16 protein-coding genes, 1 tRNA gene and 1 riboswitch are annotated in these 16,347 nt (G+C 52.8%); of the genes, 4 read left to right on the top strand and 13 right to left on the bottom strand.

Features of this window, described 5'->3' with window-relative positions; translation table 11 throughout:
- Positions 1–9: 9 nt before the first annotated feature.
- From rsmA to trpS, 8 genes are all read right to left on the bottom strand, one after another.
- Complete coding sequence (gene rsmA, locus AC2JF6_RS04335) at positions 10–906, bottom strand: 16S rRNA (adenine(1518)-N(6)/adenine(1519)-N(6))-dimethyltransferase RsmA (RefSeq protein ID WP_500729556.1); 897 nt, start codon at positions 904–906, stop codon at positions 10–12.
- Positions 899–1,465, bottom strand: a complete 567-nt coding sequence (rnmV, locus tag AC2JF6_RS04330) for a ribonuclease M5 (protein WP_500729555.1) — start codon at positions 1,463–1,465, stop codon at positions 899–901. Before rnmV ends, rsmA begins: the two co-directional genes overlap by 8 nt.
- Complete coding sequence (locus AC2JF6_RS04325) at positions 1,452–2,219, bottom strand: TatD family hydrolase (protein WP_500729554.1); 768 nt, start codon at positions 2,217–2,219, stop codon at positions 1,452–1,454. The genes rnmV and AC2JF6_RS04325 overlap by 14 nt, the downstream gene beginning before the upstream one ends.
- A complete protein-coding gene (gene metG / locus AC2JF6_RS04320) occupies positions 2,219–4,195 on the bottom strand; it encodes a methionine--tRNA ligase (RefSeq protein WP_500729553.1) in 1,977 nt (658 codons plus the stop codon). The genes AC2JF6_RS04325 and metG overlap by 1 nt, the downstream gene beginning before the upstream one ends.
- A gap of 125 nt (positions 4,196–4,320) precedes the next feature.
- On the bottom strand, positions 4,321–7,011 hold the full coding sequence (gene mgtA, locus AC2JF6_RS04315) for a magnesium-translocating P-type ATPase (RefSeq protein ID WP_500729552.1): 2,691 nt from the start codon (positions 7,009–7,011) through the stop codon (positions 4,321–4,323).
- Between the two features lie 86 nt (positions 7,012–7,097).
- A riboswitch (M-box (ykoK) riboswitch) is annotated at positions 7,098–7,261 on the bottom strand.
- A gap of 56 nt (positions 7,262–7,317) precedes the next feature.
- The gene (locus AC2JF6_RS04310) at positions 7,318–7,977 is read right to left on the bottom strand and encodes a TPM domain-containing protein (protein WP_500729550.1); all 660 of its coding nucleotides are present in this window, start codon (positions 7,975–7,977) and stop codon (positions 7,318–7,320) included.
- Complete coding sequence (locus AC2JF6_RS04305; protein ID WP_500729549.1) at positions 7,907–8,386, bottom strand: deoxycytidylate deaminase; 480 nt, start codon at positions 8,384–8,386, stop codon at positions 7,907–7,909. The genes AC2JF6_RS04310 and AC2JF6_RS04305 overlap by 71 nt, the downstream gene beginning before the upstream one ends.
- Positions 8,387–8,397: 11 nt before the next feature.
- Positions 8,398–9,414, bottom strand: coding sequence for a tryptophan--tRNA ligase (trpS, locus tag AC2JF6_RS04300; RefSeq protein WP_500729548.1), 1,017 nt, complete (start codon positions 9,412–9,414; stop codon positions 8,398–8,400).
- Positions 9,415–9,510: 96 nt separating this feature from the next.
- Here trpS and AC2JF6_RS04295 point away from each other — a divergent pair, with 96 nt between their 5' ends.
- Both AC2JF6_RS04295 and AC2JF6_RS04290 read left to right on the top strand, forming a co-directional pair.
- Positions 9,511–10,116 carry an SOS response-associated peptidase family protein gene (locus AC2JF6_RS04295; RefSeq protein ID WP_500729547.1) on the top strand — a complete coding sequence of 202 codons (606 nt, stop codon included), beginning with the start codon at positions 9,511–9,513 and terminating at the stop codon, positions 10,114–10,116.
- A gap of 56 nt (positions 10,117–10,172) precedes the next feature.
- A tRNA-Gly gene (locus AC2JF6_RS04290) sits at positions 10,173–10,243 on the top strand.
- A 53-nt stretch (positions 10,244–10,296) separates the two neighbouring features.
- On the opposite strand, the gene AC2JF6_RS04285 is transcribed toward AC2JF6_RS04290, so the two are convergent.
- From AC2JF6_RS04285 to greA, 4 genes are all read right to left on the bottom strand, one after another.
- The gene (locus AC2JF6_RS04285) at positions 10,297–10,959 is read right to left on the bottom strand and encodes a CPBP family glutamic-type intramembrane protease (RefSeq protein ID WP_500729546.1); all 663 of its coding nucleotides are present in this window, start codon (positions 10,957–10,959) and stop codon (positions 10,297–10,299) included.
- Positions 10,960–11,046: 87 nt separating this feature from the next.
- Positions 11,047–11,418: a hypothetical protein gene (locus AC2JF6_RS04280; RefSeq protein ID WP_500729545.1), complete on the bottom strand. Its 372-nt coding sequence runs from the start codon at positions 11,416–11,418 to the stop codon at positions 11,047–11,049.
- Positions 11,396–12,709, bottom strand: a complete 1,314-nt coding sequence (locus AC2JF6_RS04275) for a Y-family DNA polymerase (protein WP_500729544.1) — start codon at positions 12,707–12,709, stop codon at positions 11,396–11,398. Before AC2JF6_RS04275 ends, AC2JF6_RS04280 begins: the two co-directional genes overlap by 23 nt.
- A gap of 78 nt (positions 12,710–12,787) precedes the next feature.
- On the bottom strand, positions 12,788–13,249 hold the full coding sequence (greA, locus tag AC2JF6_RS04270) for a transcription elongation factor GreA (RefSeq protein WP_500729543.1): 462 nt from the start codon (positions 13,247–13,249) through the stop codon (positions 12,788–12,790).
- Between the two features lie 208 nt (positions 13,250–13,457).
- Between greA and AC2JF6_RS04265 the strand changes: the two genes are divergently transcribed.
- Together AC2JF6_RS04265 and AC2JF6_RS04260 are read left to right on the top strand one after the other, a co-directional pair.
- Entirely contained in the window at positions 13,458–13,880 is a 423-nt protein-coding gene (locus AC2JF6_RS04265; protein WP_500729542.1) for an Hsp20/alpha crystallin family protein, read from the top strand.
- A gap of 139 nt (positions 13,881–14,019) precedes the next feature.
- The gene (locus AC2JF6_RS04260) at positions 14,020–15,336 is read left to right on the top strand and encodes a C1 family peptidase (RefSeq protein WP_500729541.1); all 1,317 of its coding nucleotides are present in this window, start codon (positions 14,020–14,022) and stop codon (positions 15,334–15,336) included.
- A 70-nt stretch (positions 15,337–15,406) separates the two neighbouring features.
- Here the strand turns inward: AC2JF6_RS04260 and AC2JF6_RS04255 are convergent, their stop codons facing one another.
- Positions 15,407–16,345, bottom strand: coding sequence for a nucleoside hydrolase (locus AC2JF6_RS04255; RefSeq protein WP_500729540.1), 939 nt, complete (start codon positions 16,343–16,345; stop codon positions 15,407–15,409).
- Between the last annotated feature and the right edge of the window lie 2 nt (positions 16,346–16,347).

Genomic DNA, 16,347 nt, shown 5'->3' with positions numbered 1-16,347 from the left:
GTTTTTTTGCTAACCACGATCATTTCTAGCCGGAACGGCACGAGCAATCTGGATAAACTGGTCAATCGTCAGCTGCTCCGGGCGGATGCGCGGATCAACGCCCAGGGCTGCAAACAGCCGTGTACGCTCTTCTTTGTCCGGCAGCAAGTTTTTCAAATTATTGTTTAACGTCTTGCGCCTCTGCGCGAAACACATCTTGACCACCCAGTTGAAGTGCTTGCTGTCGCCAACCGGGGGCTTGACTGCCAGCGGTTTCAAGACCACAACGCTGGAGTTCACCTTGGGCCGGGGAATAAAGGAGCTGTTATTAACCGTTAATGCAATGTGAACGTCCATGTTGGTCTGCACGGCAATCGTGAGCGGCCCGTATTCCTTACTGTCATGCTGTGCGCCCAGACGTGTGGCCACTTCCTCCTGCATCATCAGCGTCAGGCTGGAAAAGTCCAGCTGCGCATCATTCAGGAAAAAAATAATCGGCGTCGTAATGTAGTACGGCAGGTTGCCCACCACCTTAACCGGCCTCGTCAAATCGAAAAAGTCCGCAAGGTCCGTGGCAAAATCCGCCTTTAAGATATCCTTCAGCAGCAGCTTGAAGCGCTGCGCAAGCGGCACGCCGGCAATTTTTGCCGGCAATTCGTTCTGCAAAATCGCCGGCAGGCTGTCGTCAACCTCATAGGCAAATACCTTAGCGCCGGCCAGTAGCAGCTGCTCGGTCAAAGAACCGATTCCGGGTCCGATTTCAATTACCTGGTCACCTGGATTTATCCCGGCTGCCCGCACAATTCCCTGAATTGCATCCACGTCAACCAGGAAGTTTTGCCCCAGATTTTTCTTGGCCCGCACAAAGTACCGGTTGATAATTGCCTGGGTTCTGACGGGCGACCCGATTGGAATTTTGCTACTCATGTTTGACCTCCTTGACTGCTTGCGCAAGCTGACTCAGTGATATGCCAAAGGTGTGCAGCCGCTTATAAAACTGCTTGCCGTTGCCGTAGCCAACCCGCAGCTTGATCCCAACCTGCTCGCGCAGCTGGCGTGCACCCTGTCCACCATCCAGTCCCAGCTTGTGGTAGGCCTGCGGCGTCAGGTCGCTAGCCGGAGTGCTTTGCTCGTGCAAGGCACACAGAGCCCGCGTTAACGCCTCCTTAGATGCATGTTCAACGCCGAGCGAGTTGCCCCGCTTGTGCGGCTCGCCCTCCTTGCGCGTGATGAACGCTTGCTTGGCAGTTGGCACCGCCGCCGTGACCAGCCGGCGAATGCGCTCACCGTTAAGGTCGGGATCCGTCAAAACAATGATGGGCCTCTTCAGGGCCAGTTCGCGCAGCGCGGTCAAAACCGGGGCGGGCACGTCCGAACCGTTGGTTTCAATCGTCTCAATGCCCGGAAAGAACTGCTTCAGCCGGATTGTGTCATCCTTGCCTTCCACCACAACAACCGCATTAAACTGTTTTTTACTTAAGACCATAAACCCTCACTGTGTTTGCATAAGTCGCCTGGGCAACTTCCTCCAGCGCTATCCCCTTCAATTCAGCAACCGCCCGGGCAACATAGTAGACGTTGCCCGGTTCGTTCTGCCGGCCGCGGTAAGGCTTAGGTGCCAGGTAGGGGGCATCGGTCTCGACGAGGAGCCGGTCCAAGGGCGTTTTGCGTGCGGACTCGTGGACCGCAGCTGCCTTGGTGAAGGAGACCACGCCCGAATAGGAAAAATAAACGTTCAAATCAAGAAATTTAGCGAGCCAAGCAGCGTCACCGTTGAAGCTGTGCAAGATGGCCCCATACTCAAGGTTGCTACTCCTCAAGATTTCATAGCAGTCTGCCATGGCATCCCGCGTGTGGATGTCCACCGGCATATGCAATTCGTGTGCCACCTCAACCTGCCGTGCAAAAACCGCACGCTGCTGCTCACGGGGAGACTCATCCCAATAGTAGTCCAGGCCAATCTCGCCCATTGCGACCACGCCGGGCATTTGCAGCTGCTCAATCAGCAAATCCTCGGCTTCTTGATTATAATCCCGGGCAACGTCCGGACAGTAGCCGACCATGGCATAGACCTGGTCGAAGCGCTGGGTGAGTGCAATCGCACGCTTATTAAAGTCGGGATCCTGGCCCGCACAGATCAGCTTGGTGACCCCCAATTTGCGCGCCCGTTCCAGGTAAAATTCTTCCTTGCCCCGAAATGGTTCGTCCTGCAAGTGGGTGTGATTATCGATTAATTCCATCAGCCTAATTCTGCCCCAACTTCATGTTCATCACCGACCACGGCAAGCTTGACCTCGCCGCCTTTTTCGCTTGACAACAGCATGCCCTGGCTCAGGTGACCCAGCATCTTGCGCGGCTTCAAATTCGTTACCGCCAGCACTTTTTTGCCCAGGAGCGCACTTGCATCGGGATAATACTTGCGGATGCCGCTGAGAATCTGCCGTTCGTTGCCGCCCCCGAAGTCAAGCTGGAATTGCAGCAGCTTGTTTGACCCCTGAACCGGCTCAACTGAGAGTATTTGACCGACCTGGATCTTGACCTTGTCAAAGTCATCAATTGTGATCTCGTGCTCCTGACCCTGCTGACTCCGGCTCTGCTTCTTGGGTTTGGCCTTGGCCATCTCTTCTTTGATGTACTTGACCTCTTCTTCGGGCTTTAGCCGCGGGTAGATTGGCATCGGCTTCTCGATGACCTGAACGTCCCAGTTAAAAGCACCGAAGTCGAGCGTCTTCTGCTCCGAATCATCACAGTTCAACCCGAGCTGTTTGAACATTTCGACCGCGGTCCTAGTCATAATCGGCGCAATGAGCAGCGCAATGATCCGCAGGCTCTCAGCCAGGTTAGACATTGTCCGGGCCAAAGCGTCCGTCTTGCCCTCCTTGTTCAGACTCCACGGCGTGGTCTCGTCGATGTACTTATTGGCGCGGCTGACCAGTTGCCAAATGTCCTCGATTGCCTGGGTAAAGTGGAGCGTGTCCATCTTCTTTTTGTAGTCGGCAATCGTGCTTGTCGCAACCTGTGCCAGGTTGCGCCCGAGTTCGTCCTGGTCGAGCGCGACTGCCGTCACCTTGCCGTTTTGGTACTGGTTAATCATGGAAACCGTCCGGTTGAGCAGGTTGCCCAGGTCATTGGCCAGGTCGTAGTTGACGCGCTCAACGAAGTCTTCCGGCGTAAAAATACCGTCGGCGCCAAACGGCAGGGCCCGCATCAGGTAGTAACGCAGGGCATCAACACCGTAGCGGCTAGTGATTGATTCAGGGTAGACAGCGTTGCCCTTAGACTTGGACATCTTGCCGTCCTTCATCAAGACCCAGCCGTGGCCGATAATGTGCTTAGGCAGCGGTAAGTCGAGGGCCATCAGCATGATGGGCCAGTAGATCGTGTGGAAGCGGACAATTTCCTTGCCCACCAGGTGGACGTCGGCCGGCCAGAACTTCTTAAACAGGGAATCATCATCCGAGCCATAGCCCAAGGCCGTAATATAGTTGGACAGGGCATCGATCCACACGTAGACCACGTGCTTGGGGTCGCTTGGAACCGGGATCCCCCAGGAAACGGTCGTGCGCGTGACCGACAGGTCTTCCAGACCCGGCTTGATGAAGTTGTTGACCATTTCCTTTTCACGGGAATGCGGCAAGATGAACTCCGGATGTTCCTGGTAGTACTGGTAGAGCCGATCGGCGTACTTGCTCATTTTGAAAAAGTAGGACGGTTCCTTGACCAGCTGCACTTCGTGGCCCGACGGGGCCTTGCCGCCAATCACGTTGCCGGCATCGTCCTTGTAAACCTCGGCCAGCTGCGATTCCGTAAAGTATTCCTCGTCCTCAACCGAGTACCAGCCGGTATATTCGCCCAGGTAGATGTCGCCCTGCTTTAAGAGCCGCTCAAAGATCTGTTGCACACCCTTAACGTGCTCCTTGTCGGTCGTCCGGATAAACTTGTCGTAGGAGATATCGAGGCTTTTCCACAACTTCTTATACGTGGCCGCCATGCCGTCGACAAATTCCTGGGGCTTGACGCCCTGCTGCTCAGCCTTCTGCTCAATCTTCAGCCCGTGCTCATCAGTCCCGGTTAAAAAGAAGGTGTTATAGCCCTGGCTACGCTTGTAGCGCGCCATTACGTCAGCCGCAATCGTGGTGTATGCGTTGCCGATTGTCAAGCGGCCGGAGGGGTAGTAGATTGGGGTTGTAATATAAAAAGTTTTTTTATCAGCCATATTTGTTTCTCCTTAAGTTTCTTCCAATTCATTAATATTATACTACACCAAGCAAAAAGGGAATTCCCCCGGGCGGAATCCCCTCTAATATTTTGCTGGACTAGCAGTTTCTGATTTGACTTGGTTTAAATCAAGAATTTTTCTTTCTTGAGGTAGAAGTGCTTGACTACGGTAGTCAGCAGAATGTACAGCACCAAAATGCCCAGGATTATCCACATGAAGCTCATTGGCAGTTCGCCAAACTTGAGTGTGGAAGACAAGAATGAGAATGGAATCAGGGTTCCGATAATCCCGGCCCCAAAGGTTGCCAGAATGACCGTAGCGGTGGCGTGCTGGCCGATAAACGGCAGGTGTCGGTCGCGCAACGCGTGAATGACCATTTCCTGGGTCCAGAGCGATTCGATGAACCAACCGGTGTGGAACAGTGCAATAAATGCTGCCTGCTGGGCCGGACTGATTGCATTGAAACTGCCCCCGACCAGGTGCGGGCAGACTATGAAGTACAAAATGCCGAAGGTCAGAATGTCAAAGACAGAGGACGTCGGACCAAAGTAAAACATGAACTTCGGCAGCTTTTTGGTTGACCAGCTCCGCGGCTCCTTCAGGTAGTCAGCGGACATCTCGTCAAACGGCAGCGACAAGCAGCTCGTCCCGTAGAGCAGGTCCAAAACAAGCAGCTGCAGCGGCAGCATCGGCAAAAACGGCAGAAACGACGATGCGACCAGGATTGACAGGATGTTGCCGAAATTCGACGACAGCGTAATCTTGATGTACTTCATCGTGTTGCCGAAGACCTTGCGGCCAATCCTGACCCCGGTCTCCAGCACGTTCAGGTCCTTGTGCAGCAGGATGATGTCCGCCGATTCCTTGGCGATGTCGACCGCCGTGTCCACGGAAATCGAAACGTCGGCTGCCTTCATTGCGGGCGCGTCGTTAATGCCATCGCCCATGTAGGCAACCGTGTGCCCGTTTTTCTTTAGCAGGTTGATGATCCGCGTCTTGTCCTCGGGTGAAAGCTTAACGAAGATGTTGCACTCCTCAACCATCTTGGCCAGTTCCGCGGGGTTTTTGCCCTCCAGGTCGGCGCCGGAATAGACCGTGTCGACGTTTAGGCCGACCTGCAGGCCAACCGTCCGCGTGACCGCCTCGTTATCGCCGGTCAGAATCTTAACGGAGATGCCGTCGCCCTTAAGGCGGGCAAGGGCAGCCTTGGCACTCTCCTTGGGCGGATCCAGAAAGGCCAGGAAGCCGCAGAGAATCAGGTCGTTTTCATCCTTGACAGAAAATTCGCCCACGGGCGCGGGGTTGCGCTTGTAGCCCAGCATGATTACGCGCAGGCCGTCATCGTTCATGTTGTTGACCTTTTCCATGACCTTCTGCTTGCGTTCCGGCGTCAGTGGCAGGATCTGGCCGTCAGCCTCGATTCTAGTGGCGACGGCCATCATTTCTTCGGATGCGCCCTTTGTTACCAGCAGGTGCTCGCCGTGCTTGAGGTCAGAGTTTGCCACGACGACGCTCATCCGCCGCCTAGAAAAGTCAAACGGAATCTCGTCGATCTTGTTGTAGTCCCGTTGAATCTCATTAATGTCGAGCTCGTTGCCCGCAGCCTCAATGATGGCCTTGTCGATCAGATTCTTCATCCCCGTCTGGTAGTATGAATTGAGGTAGCCCATTTCCAGTATCTGCTGGTTTTCGCGCAGGTTCAAGTCATAGTGCCGCTCCAGGACAACCTTGTCTTGCGTCAATGTGCCCGTCTTGTCTGTGCAGAGGATATCGGCCGAGCCAAAGTTCTGAATCGAGTTCATCTTTTTGACGATTGTGCCTTTTTTGGACATCTCAATCGAGCCCTTGACCAGATTCGTCGTCACGATTACCGGCAGCATTTCCGGCGTCAACCCGACCGCCGTCGCAATTGAAAAAATCAGGGCGTTGATCCAGTCACCTTTAGTCAGGCCGTTGATGATTAAAACAAGTGGTGCGATGATGAGCGTCATAATGATCAGAAGCCGGGATACATTCTTGATACCAACGTCGAAGGCGGTATTCTTAACGTCATTGTGAGCAATATCATGCGCCAACTTACCAAACATCGTTCGTTCACCAGTTGCAAAGACCACACCGAGCCCCGAACCGGAAACAATCGTCGTTCCCTCGTACAGTATATTCGGGTAGTCCAAGTAGTCGCGGTCCTGCCCGATTTTAGGCCTTCTCGTTGCAATTTTTTCAATCGGGTTCGATTCGCCGTTGAGCGAACTGGATGAACAGAAGAGGTCCTTGCTAACGAGTAGCCTCATGTCGGCCGGCACCATGTCGCCGGCTGCCAAGCGAATCACGTCGCCTACAACGACCTGGCTCGTATCGATCTCCTCGTCCTTACCGTCGCGGATAATATCGGTTGTTACCGAGACCATCTGCAGTAGCGAATTGACTGCATTCGAGGACTTGATGTTCTGGATAAAACTGGTAATGCCCGAAATGAAGACCATCGTGAGCATAATTGCAACCGTGCTGATATCCTTTTCGCCGGCCGGCACAAAAATGTAATCGGTAAACAAGGACAGGGTGGCGAGGGCCAGCAAAACCAGCGTAAAGGGCGTAATAAATGCCTCGGTCAAAAAACGTAGCTTTGAGTTGTGCTTGCCAGATGCAATCGTATTTGCGCCAAATTCCTCCCGGTTCTGGTCGGCCTGCGCGCTAGTCAAGCCGTCGCTGCTCGCGTGTAGGCGGGCGAGCGTCTCTGACCTGCTTTCCTTGGCAATGGCCTTAACCAATTCCAAGTCTTTGTTTGCGACTGTTTCGTTTGGTTTTCTCAGCATCGTTTCCACTCCTTCTCTTCTAAAAACGCAAACAAACTAAAAAGGGACCGCCTAACACCGTTAGCGACCCCTTTTAAACTAGGTATCATTAATACTCGTCGTTCAGCTTTAACACTACGTGACGTAAGCACATGCCAGCTATCTGGTTACCGCCTTAATTCGACGGTAACTATTTAACTCGTTGGCATCTCTGGATGTTTCTGAGCGATAGCATATGTTCACGTAGGAGTCTCACCTAACAGTTCATTTGTTTATTTGATTTGCATTGTGAGTGTAATACACAACAAGCAATTAAGTCAACCCTTTTTACCTGTTTTTTAGGTGCAGATTGTTCTTGAAAAAATAGACCAGGCCGCCCAAGACCAACACAAGGGCAAGCGCAATCGGCAGGGCAACCCGGCGCGGGTGTTCAATCTTGCTGCGTTCCGCGCTCGTCAGGTCATACTTATCAAGCGAATAATGGTACTGCTGGTCAATCGTGGTCGCGCACGCCCTGAAAACAAAACGCAGCCCCTTATTGAACTCTTTCTTGCTGCTGGAGCGCAACTGGTCTGACTGCGCGCGGATGATATTACCTCGCACATCCGCCGTAAACGCGCCGTGCAGGTCCTTGCTGGAGTAAATCTGCACGTTGCGCCGCTTGTTTTTCGAGCCCACCACGATGAAGACCGTGTGCTTGTACTTGCCCAGTTTGGGGGGTGTCAAGTGGCTAACGCGGTTAACGGTCTGAACGATAATTCGCGGCTGCTCGCCGGTCTGCATGTACCGGTCGTTTTTGGCCAGGATCAACTTGCTGGTCTCGCGCTCCAAGAGGTGGCTGTTGTCCTTCACGTTGGGGTTGGTAAAGCCCGTCAGGGTGCAGAAGGCGCCTGCCAGTGCAAGGAGCCCGACCACTTTAATTCTCAGCGTCTTCCAGCTTGCGCGCCAACTCTTCCACGTATTCACGGTTGATTTTAATTTGCTCATAGGGAACCCCACAATCTTTAAAAAGCGCTATTGCCAGCGGACTATCATGATAATCAAAGTAATAGTTGACCTTCTCCACACCGGCCTGAACAAGTGCCTTGGCACAATTATAACAGGGAAAGTGCGTCACATAAATCTCGGTGTGATCGGTTGAAACGCCGTTCTTCGCACACTGAATCAGCGAGTTCATCTCCGAGTGAATCGTCCGCACGCAGTGCCCGTCAACAATCTGGTGGCCGACGTCATCACAGTGCGGTGCACCCGACACGGACCCGTTGTAGCCCGTCCCGATAATCCGGTTGTCCTTGACCAAAACATTACCCACCAAGGCCCGATCACAGGTTGAGCGCTGGGCGATAACCAGCGCCTGCATCATAAAATACTGCTTCCAAGGAATCCGCTTACGCATTTTTTTGCCTCTTAGTCAAAGTAATTCAATCCGATTGCATCCCGCACCTCAGCCAGGGTTTGGGCGGCCACACGGTTGGCCCTTTGCGACCCCTCCTGCAGCATCTCGTAGACCTCGTCCAGGTTTTGTTCGTAACGGGCGCGGCGGGCGCGAATCGGGGCCAGTTCTTCTTCCATCACCTTATTCAGGTAGCGCTTGAGCTTGACGTCGCCCAAGCCGCCTTTTTGGTATTCTTCCTTCATTTCTGCTACCTTATCCTTATCGGGAGCAAAAATATCAAGGTAGGTGAAGACCGTGTTGCCCTCGACCTTGCCCGGATCCTCCACGTGAACGTGGCCCGGGTCAGTATACATCGACATGATCTTCTTTTGAACGGTCGCGGCATCGTCGGCCAGGTAGATGGCATTACCTAGGGACTTGGACATCTTGGCGTTGCCGTCAAGACCCGGTAAGCGGCCCTCGCCCTTGCTGGGGAAGTAGCCTTCGGGTTCAACCAGCACGTCCTTGTGGTAGACGCGGTTGAACGTGCGCACAATTTCACGGGTCTGCTCGAGCATCGGCTCCTGGTCGTCCCCAACGGGCACGAGTGTCGCCTTGAAGGCGGTAATGTCGGCCGCCTGGGACACCGGGTAATTCAAAAAGCCCACCGGAATCGAGTCGTTAAAATTCTTCTGTTTGATTTCGGCCTTGACGGTTGGGTTGCGCTCCAGGCGGCTGACCGTCACGAGGTCCATGTAGTAGGCCGTGAGTTCAAACAGGGCCGGAATCTGCGACTGCACGAAGATGGTCGAAACCTGCGGGTCGATGCCGACGGCCAGGTAGTCAAGCGCCACCTGCACCAGACTGTTTTTAATCTTTTCGGGGTTGCGCGCATTATCGGTCAGGGCCTGCGTGTCGGCAATCATAATGTAGGACTGGTAGTCGCCCGCGTTCTGCAGCTTAACCCGATTCTTCAAAGAACCAATGTAGTGGCCCACGTGCAGCTTCCCCGTTGGCCGGTCGCCCGTGAGGATAATTTTCTTTTTCATCGTATCTACCTTCCTTGAAAGTCAAAACCTGCTTTAATGCAATAATCATAGTCAATTCTACCAAAAATCACGCAATGATTAAACACGGAGGAAAAAATGTGCAACCAGTTTCAGCTGCCGCGTCTGGCAGAAATCAAAAAATACTTAACTACCGACCTCAACCTGCCACTGAGCGAGCCGGCATCAACGCTGCCGCAGGACCAGGATGTTTTCCCCAGCGGTCTGGTCCCGGTCCTGGTCTACCAGGGCCAGCAGCTGCTGCTGACGCCGAAAAGCTGGGGCTACCCTAGTCCTGTTAACAATAAGGCCGTTGTCTTCAACGCACGCGTTGAACGGTTCTTCGAGCAAAAACCCTCAATGTGGGACGCATCCTTTGCCCGGAGACGCTGCATTATTATTGCCCGGCAATTTTATGAAAGCGGTCAGCAGACTTACCTGGCTGCCAACGGCCGCCGTTACCATGAGCGCTTCAGCTTCAGCAATGCGGGCGCGCCCCTGACCCTGATTGCCGGCATCTACGAAGAAGGCCACTTTGCAATGGCCACGACCGCGCCTAACGGCATAATGGCGCCCGTGCACGACCGCATGCCCCTGGTGCTGGAAGCGGACGAGCTGCGCCGCTGGCTGTTTCAGGATTTTTCCCGGCTACTTGACCGCAGCCGCGTTGACCTGACTGTCGCCAAGCTTGCGGCCAGGACCTAAAAGTGAAAATCAGGGCTTGGATTTAACCAAAAAACATGGTAAACTATTTCAGTAATGCGGGTATAGTTTAATGGTAGAACGTTAGCTTCCCAAGCTGAAGATGCGGGTTCGATTCACGCTATCCGCTCACGCAAAAAAGGCGATGATTAATTTCATCGCCTTTTTTATTTTGTCCAGGTTCTACGTCATAATCACCAAAAGAACGCCATTGAGCACCGCCAGGTAGACGGGCATCCACAGTGTCTGGGCGTAGAGGTAGGACCAGGCAAAGAGCGCCCCGAAAAGAACATCGATCGCTAAGAGGACAACCGAGCCCTGGCAGTTGAGCAGGCTGAACAGGATTCCCGAGGCAAGCATCCCCCAAAATGCGGTCGTCAACGTGCTGCGCCTGAAGGCGTAGTTGAACAAAAACCCGGTGGCCAAAAACTCCTGCAAAACCGGCAGGACAACGCCCACCGCAAGCAGCAAGAACCAGTAGCCGCTATCCGATTCATGCCGCAAGAACGCCACCTGAAAGCCGTATAAGCTGAGCCTGCTATATGCCTGCATCCAGGAGACGCTGATGCGCAGTGCGGTCACCACCACAGTTAACGCTACAATCGTGCCAAAGTAGTTGAGCCATGAACCCGTGAAGCTGCGGTCAAAATACCGTTGCTCCCGGTTGAAGCGGTAAACGTAGAACAAGATAACCATTAAGGAAATCGTCGCAAATAAGACGAGGTCCCAGACGTGACCCGGTGCGTTTTTGGTGGCAAGCTTATATGCACCAACGGCCATTAAGTATCCAATAACATAAAAAATATAGCGAATTAAGTTGCCGTCTCTTGATGCCGGTGTGTTCACAGAATTACCTCGATCTACATTTTGTGCCTTACAAATTCCATATTATAGCAAAAAAAGACGCTATGAAAAAGATAGGCCGTGCAATTCCTAATCGACTTCGATGTGATTAATATCTTCCAGGGCAATTTTATGTCCGTCCACGACAATTCCCTCATCGCTATAGCCATTGACAAAGCCCACAACATCTGCAGGCAACTGATCATCACCGTCCACCACCTTGACCTGCAGGTGCACCAAGCAGTGGTTGCCGTATGCCTTGAGCAGCTGCACGCTGATTTCTTCGGGAGACATGGCCTGCTTGCGCGGATGCTTGCTGGCGCGCCGCTTCTCGTCGCGGGTAATCGCCACCGTATGATCGCTTAGGAAAAAGCCCACCCACTTCTTCATTTTTCGATCCTGGTAATTTTTGAAAAAGTCCAGCACAATCTTGTCAAAGTCATTCATAGGCGTTGCCGCCATTGTGACCACCGACCAGGTTGGCGCGCCGAATGGCGGTTGCGCCATCCAGCAGGCTGGATGCCTTAACCACGCTCGTAAAGCCGTACTTTTGTCGAATCTTGTCCACCGTTGCCGTCACGGTGCGCTTCTTCAGCTGGCGCCACGGCTGCACAAAAAGCGTTAATTGTTCACAGTTATCTGCCGCTAGGCGGCTGCAGCTGATTCCCAGTGCCCGGACGGCTTCACCATGCCAATTCGTACGAAAAAGGGCCAAAACCTCCTGGACCAACAGGTCGCTATCATTGGTGGGGCAAATTTTTCGTTGGACGCTGAAGCCCTTGCGAACGCCCGCAGAGCGGTACTGGGAGAATCCAACGTACAAGCTGATGCAGCCAGCCTGCAGCTTGTGGGCCCGAATTCTGGCCGCAACCTGCTCACCAATTTCACGCAGCACGATTTCAATCTCGCGCTGAACGGTGTAGTCCCTTGTCAAAATCTGCGAGTTGCCGTAATTTTTCATTTTTGGAAAAAACTTTTCGCTTATGACGCTGCGATCCACGCCCCAGCTGATGGCAAATAGCTGTGCCCCCATTACGCCAAACTCTTTTTGCAAAAGGGCGGGATCCGTATGAGCCAATTCGTACATATTGCTGATGTGCAGGCGGCGCAAGCGCTGCGCCGTCCGCTTGCCGATGCCCCAGACATCTTCCAGGTTGGCAATCTGCCAAATTGTGTCGGGAACGTCAATATAGTGCCAGTAGTCAATCATCGACTTCCGGTGCTTAGCGGAAATATCCATGGCCAGCTTGGCAAGCAGTGGGTTTTCGCCAATGCCGCAGGTGGTGTAGAGTCCAAGCTTGGTTCTGATTTCCACCTGGATTCGGCGGCCCACCAGGTAAGGATCTGCGCCAAACAGGTGCCAGGACTTGGTCATGTCAATCATCGACTCATCAATCGAATAGACGTGAATATCTTCTTCAGCTGCGTACTGCCGAAAAATCTCTAAGACTTGCATGCTGCGCCTGATATACAAATTCATGTGGGGCTCAACCAGGATCAGGTCCGGGGCCTCCCTTTTGCTGGGCAAATCACGCACCCGCATCACATTGGTCAAGCCGTACTTCTTCTTAGCCAGGGGCGAGGCCGCCATGATCAAGCCCGAGCCGTTTTTGGTATTGGGCTGGTGCGAAACAACCGCAAGCACCGCCTTCATCGGATTGAGACCCAGCCTGAGTGCCTCGCAGCTGGCATAAAACGACTTGTTGTCAATCATGAAAACTACATGGTGCGGTTCATACCGATAATCATACACTACTGTCCACTTCCTATCTCAAACGTTTGTTCGATAACTTCATTATACAAACACAAGTTCGGATAAGCAAGAACATTTTTAGTCAATCGCAACAATCATCACGCCGTACCGACCGGCCGGGGCCTCCACCTGGACCAGTGTGCCTGCAGGCTTTTTCATGATTGCCTGCCCCAGCGGCGAGTCAAACGCAACTTTGCCCGCCGCAATATCTGCTTCCATCCGTCCAACCACCACGTATCGTTCGGTCCCCTTTTCGCCTTCAAATTGCAGGGTAACGGTCTTGCCCAGGTTGACCTTGCCGTCCGCAGTTTTTTCAACTACTTCGGCATACTTCAGCTGCTTGTCCAAGTAGCGCAGGCGACTCTGCAGGTGTCCGAGGTCCCGCTTGGCCTCCGTATACTCCGTGTTCTCGGACAAGTCGCCAAGGGCACGGGCCTCCTGCAGAATCTTAATTCGCCGCGGGCGGTCTTTTTTTAAACGTGCAATTTCTGCCTTGATCTTTTGGTAGCCTTCCGGCGTCATCTTCTGGTAGTAAACCATAATTATTCTCTCCGTTACTTATGCTAAAAATTATCCACAAGTTAAAAATACTGTTATAGCAACGTTCTGCTTTTAAAATTAGCAATCTAAAATAAAGAGTGCTAATTGTTTCCCTTTTTCCGGTATGCCTACTATAATAATCAGTGTAAGGAAGAAATGAAAGAAAAGTCTTCCGTTACAACAACATATTTGAAAGGAAGTTTTTACTATGGCAAATGAAATGATGAATCACCGCGATGACTTATTTGATGCAATGAATGATTGGTTTGATCTTCCGCGTAAACTTTTTAACAATAACGAAATAGCAAAACTAATGCAGTCAGACGTCGTTGAAAACGACCACGAATACATAATCAAAGTAGACATGCCCGGGATGGACAAGGACAAGATTAACGTGAATTACGATAACGGCGTTCTGAGCATCTCAGGCTCCAGAAAGGCCTTCAAGGACCTGTCAAAGGATGGCAGCATTATCCACCGTGAACGGAGCGAAGGCCACATCTCCCGCAGCTTCAGACTGCCAGATGTAGCTGCCAGCGACATTCATGCAAAATATGACAACGGCGTATTGACTATTACCCTGCCCAAGCAAAGCACGAACGCAGGCGACAATTCAATCCAAATTGACTAATGCGGATAGCATGGAGGGCGCTTTTAATTAAGCAGCCCAGACAAATAATTCTCTAAAGCGAGTTCAACCATTGAACTCGCTTTTGTTTTGGCTTAAAATATAAAGTAATTTAAAAAAAGATTAAAAAGGAGATCAATTTATGGGACATAGAGTTACCGTTCAAGAATTGGAAAAATTTGCAGAAAAGTTCAATGCCAACCCGCAGAACCAGGTCGTTGCGCGCGCCGCCCAAAAAAGCGGCGTTCAGGCGGCAGCCTACAATGAACGCGTTCAGGGGGAATTAACCAGGGTCTTTTCAACCGAACTGGACACCGAAAACGTCACCAACCAGCTGCAATCGGGCCGCTGCTGGGAATTCGCCACGCTCAATATTCTGCGTCACAATTTTGGTCAAAAGTACCACGTTAAGAACTTTACCTTCTCGCAGAGCTACAACTTCTTCTGGGACAAGATTGAACGGGCAAACATCTTCTACGACAACATTTTGGACACGGCCGACAAGCCACTGGACTCCCGCACCGTTAGGGCGCACTTAGAGGGGGCCGGCGAAGACGGCGGTCAGTTCCACATGGCGGCAGCCCTGGTTGCCAAGTACGGCGTAGTGCCTTCATACGCAATGCCGGAGAATGCCAACACCAACAACACCAGCGCCTTTGCCAAATCACTGGCCGACAAGCTGCACAAGGACGCCCTTGTTTTGCGCAAGTTGAAGCAGGACGGTGAAGAGGAAAAAATCAAGCAGGCGCGCGAACAGTTCCTGGGCGAGGTCTACCGGATGACGGCCATTGCCGTCGGTGAACCCCCGAAGAAGTTTGACCTGGAATACCGCGACGACGACAAGAACTACCACCTGGACAAGGACCTGACCCCACTGGAATTCTTGCACAAGTATATGGGCGACGTCGACTTCGACGACTACGTTGTCTTGACCAATGCCCCTGACCATGAATACGGCAAGCTCTACGGGCTGCCGTTTGAGGACAACGTTGCGGGCTCCTACCGGATCAAGTTCCTTAACGTGCCGATGGAATACCTGGAGTCTGCCGCCGTTAGCCAGTTGAAGGACGGCGAGGCCGTCTGGTTCGGCAATGATGTCGGCGAACAAAGCGACCGTAAGAAGGGCTACCTGGACAGTGAATTATACAAGATGAGCGAATTGTACGGGGTCGACCTCAAGATGTCCAAGGCGGACCGCCTGCGCACGGGCAGCGGTGCCTCCACCCACGCCATGACGATAGTCGGCGTCGATGAGGACCAGGGCCACATTCGCCAGTGGAAGGTTGAAAATTCCTGGGGCGAGAAAAACGGTGACAAGGGTTTCTTCGTCATGACCAACGACTGGTTCAAAGACAACACCTACGAGGTTGTTGTCCACAAGAAGTACCTGACCCCTGAGCAAGTAGCCCTGGCAGAGGGTCCGGTAACAGACCTGCCCGCCTGGGATTCACTCGCTTAAACTGAGTTCAGAACTAACAAAAAAACGAGGTTCAAACCCGAACCTCGTCTTTTTTGTATAATTAAATCCCTTACTTGGTCCGCATGAGGAGCTCATCGAACCTCCGGAAAAATTCTTCCTTGTTGGCCTTGGTCACCAGGGTTACCTCATGACCATTAGGATCATCAACCAGACGCCCTGCGGCTGTACCGGTCGTGATCACCTTAACCCTGTGCGTTGCCACCGCCTGGACCACTTCCGGGTAGAGCGCACTGATGGTCGTCAAAACATCCCAGAAGTATAATTGGACGCTCTGAACCGGCGGGTTGACCAGCAGGCTATAGCCCTGGCCCACCAGGTCAACGGCCAAATACCTGCGCAGGCTGGCCCAGTGCATTCTGACTTCATCCGTTAAGGGCAGCTCCTCGCTGCTTTCAAGTCCCACAACCTGCATTGCGATATCTGCCTGCAGGACGCGTTCCACCGCATAGGGGTCCCAGAAGGCGTTCCACTCCTGGGTACCATCCGCGTTAACCTGAACCACGTTGCCGTGGCCATCAAGAGATCCCCCCATCCAGTAAAGGCATTCAATGTTTTCGCTAATGGTGGGGTCGACTTCTAGAGCACGGGCCAGGTCTGTCAAAGGACCGGTCATGATCAGCGTGACCTTGTGGGCGGCGTGCTTGATCTTGTCAACCATGTCCAAGTGCGCCGGCTTGGCCGCTTCCCTGGTAATCATTTTCCCCGCTTCATTCAGCATCGGCAAGTAATTGAAGGAATAGGAACCCGTGCGCCAAGCTTCCGGGAACTGGTTGACCGCACGTGAAGTCGAACGGGCCACTTCCAGCTGGTCACCGCGCAGGTTAAAGCGGTCGGTCAATTTGCGGCAGACTTCAACGGCCGGATCAACGTAGCCGTCCGCATCAATCGCACTGATGCCGATGAGCTTGATACCGGGAGCCTGCAGCAAGAGCAGGCAGGACACCAGGTCGTCGATATTGCCGTCATGGTTAAAGTAAATTTCTTTCATTA

The sequence above is a fragment of the Lactobacillus sp. XV13L genome (genome assembly GCF_059900875.1).
Note: the sequence above shows the minus strand (reverse complement) of the source record. Positions and strands in the feature narration are given on the sequence as shown.

Bases quoted from the DNA above. Each gene is read 5' to 3' on its own strand.
- rsmA (WP_500729556.1), bottom strand. From the start codon at position 906: ATGAGTAGCAAAATTCCAATCGGGTCGCCCGTCAGAACCCAGGCAATT.
- rnmV (WP_500729555.1), bottom strand. From the start codon at position 1,465: ATGGTCTTAAGTAAAAAACAGTTTAATGCGGTTGTTGTGGTGGAAGGC.
- AC2JF6_RS04325 (WP_500729554.1), bottom strand. From the start codon at position 2,219: ATGGAATTAATCGATAATCACACCCACTTGCAGGACGAACCATTTCGG.
- metG (WP_500729553.1), bottom strand. From the start codon at position 4,195: ATGGCTGATAAAAAAACTTTTTATATTACAACCCCAATCTACTACCCC.
- mgtA (WP_500729552.1), bottom strand. From the start codon at position 7,011: ATGCTGAGAAAACCAAACGAAACAGTCGCAAACAAAGACTTGGAATTG.
- AC2JF6_RS04310 (WP_500729550.1), bottom strand. From the start codon at position 7,977: ATGAGCAAATTAAAATCAACCGTGAATACGTGGAAGAGTTGGCGCGCA.
- AC2JF6_RS04305 (WP_500729549.1), bottom strand. From the start codon at position 8,386: ATGCGTAAGCGGATTCCTTGGAAGCAGTATTTTATGATGCAGGCGCTG.
- trpS (WP_500729548.1), bottom strand. From the start codon at position 9,414: ATGAAAAAGAAAATTATCCTCACGGGCGACCGGCCAACGGGGAAGCTG.
- AC2JF6_RS04295 (WP_500729547.1), top strand. From the start codon at position 9,511: ATGTGCAACCAGTTTCAGCTGCCGCGTCTGGCAGAAATCAAAAAATAC.
- AC2JF6_RS04280 (WP_500729545.1), bottom strand. From the start codon at position 11,418: ATGGCGGCAACGCCTATGAATGACTTTGACAAGATTGTGCTGGACTTT.
- greA (WP_500729543.1), bottom strand. From the start codon at position 13,249: ATGGTTTACTACCAGAAGATGACGCCGGAAGGCTACCAAAAGATCAAG.
- AC2JF6_RS04265 (WP_500729542.1), top strand. From the start codon at position 13,458: ATGGCAAATGAAATGATGAATCACCGCGATGACTTATTTGATGCAATG.
- AC2JF6_RS04260 (WP_500729541.1), top strand. From the start codon at position 14,020: ATGGGACATAGAGTTACCGTTCAAGAATTGGAAAAATTTGCAGAAAAG.
- AC2JF6_RS04255 (WP_500729540.1), bottom strand. From the start codon at position 16,345: ATGAAAGAAATTTACTTTAACCATGACGGCAATATCGACGACCTGGTG.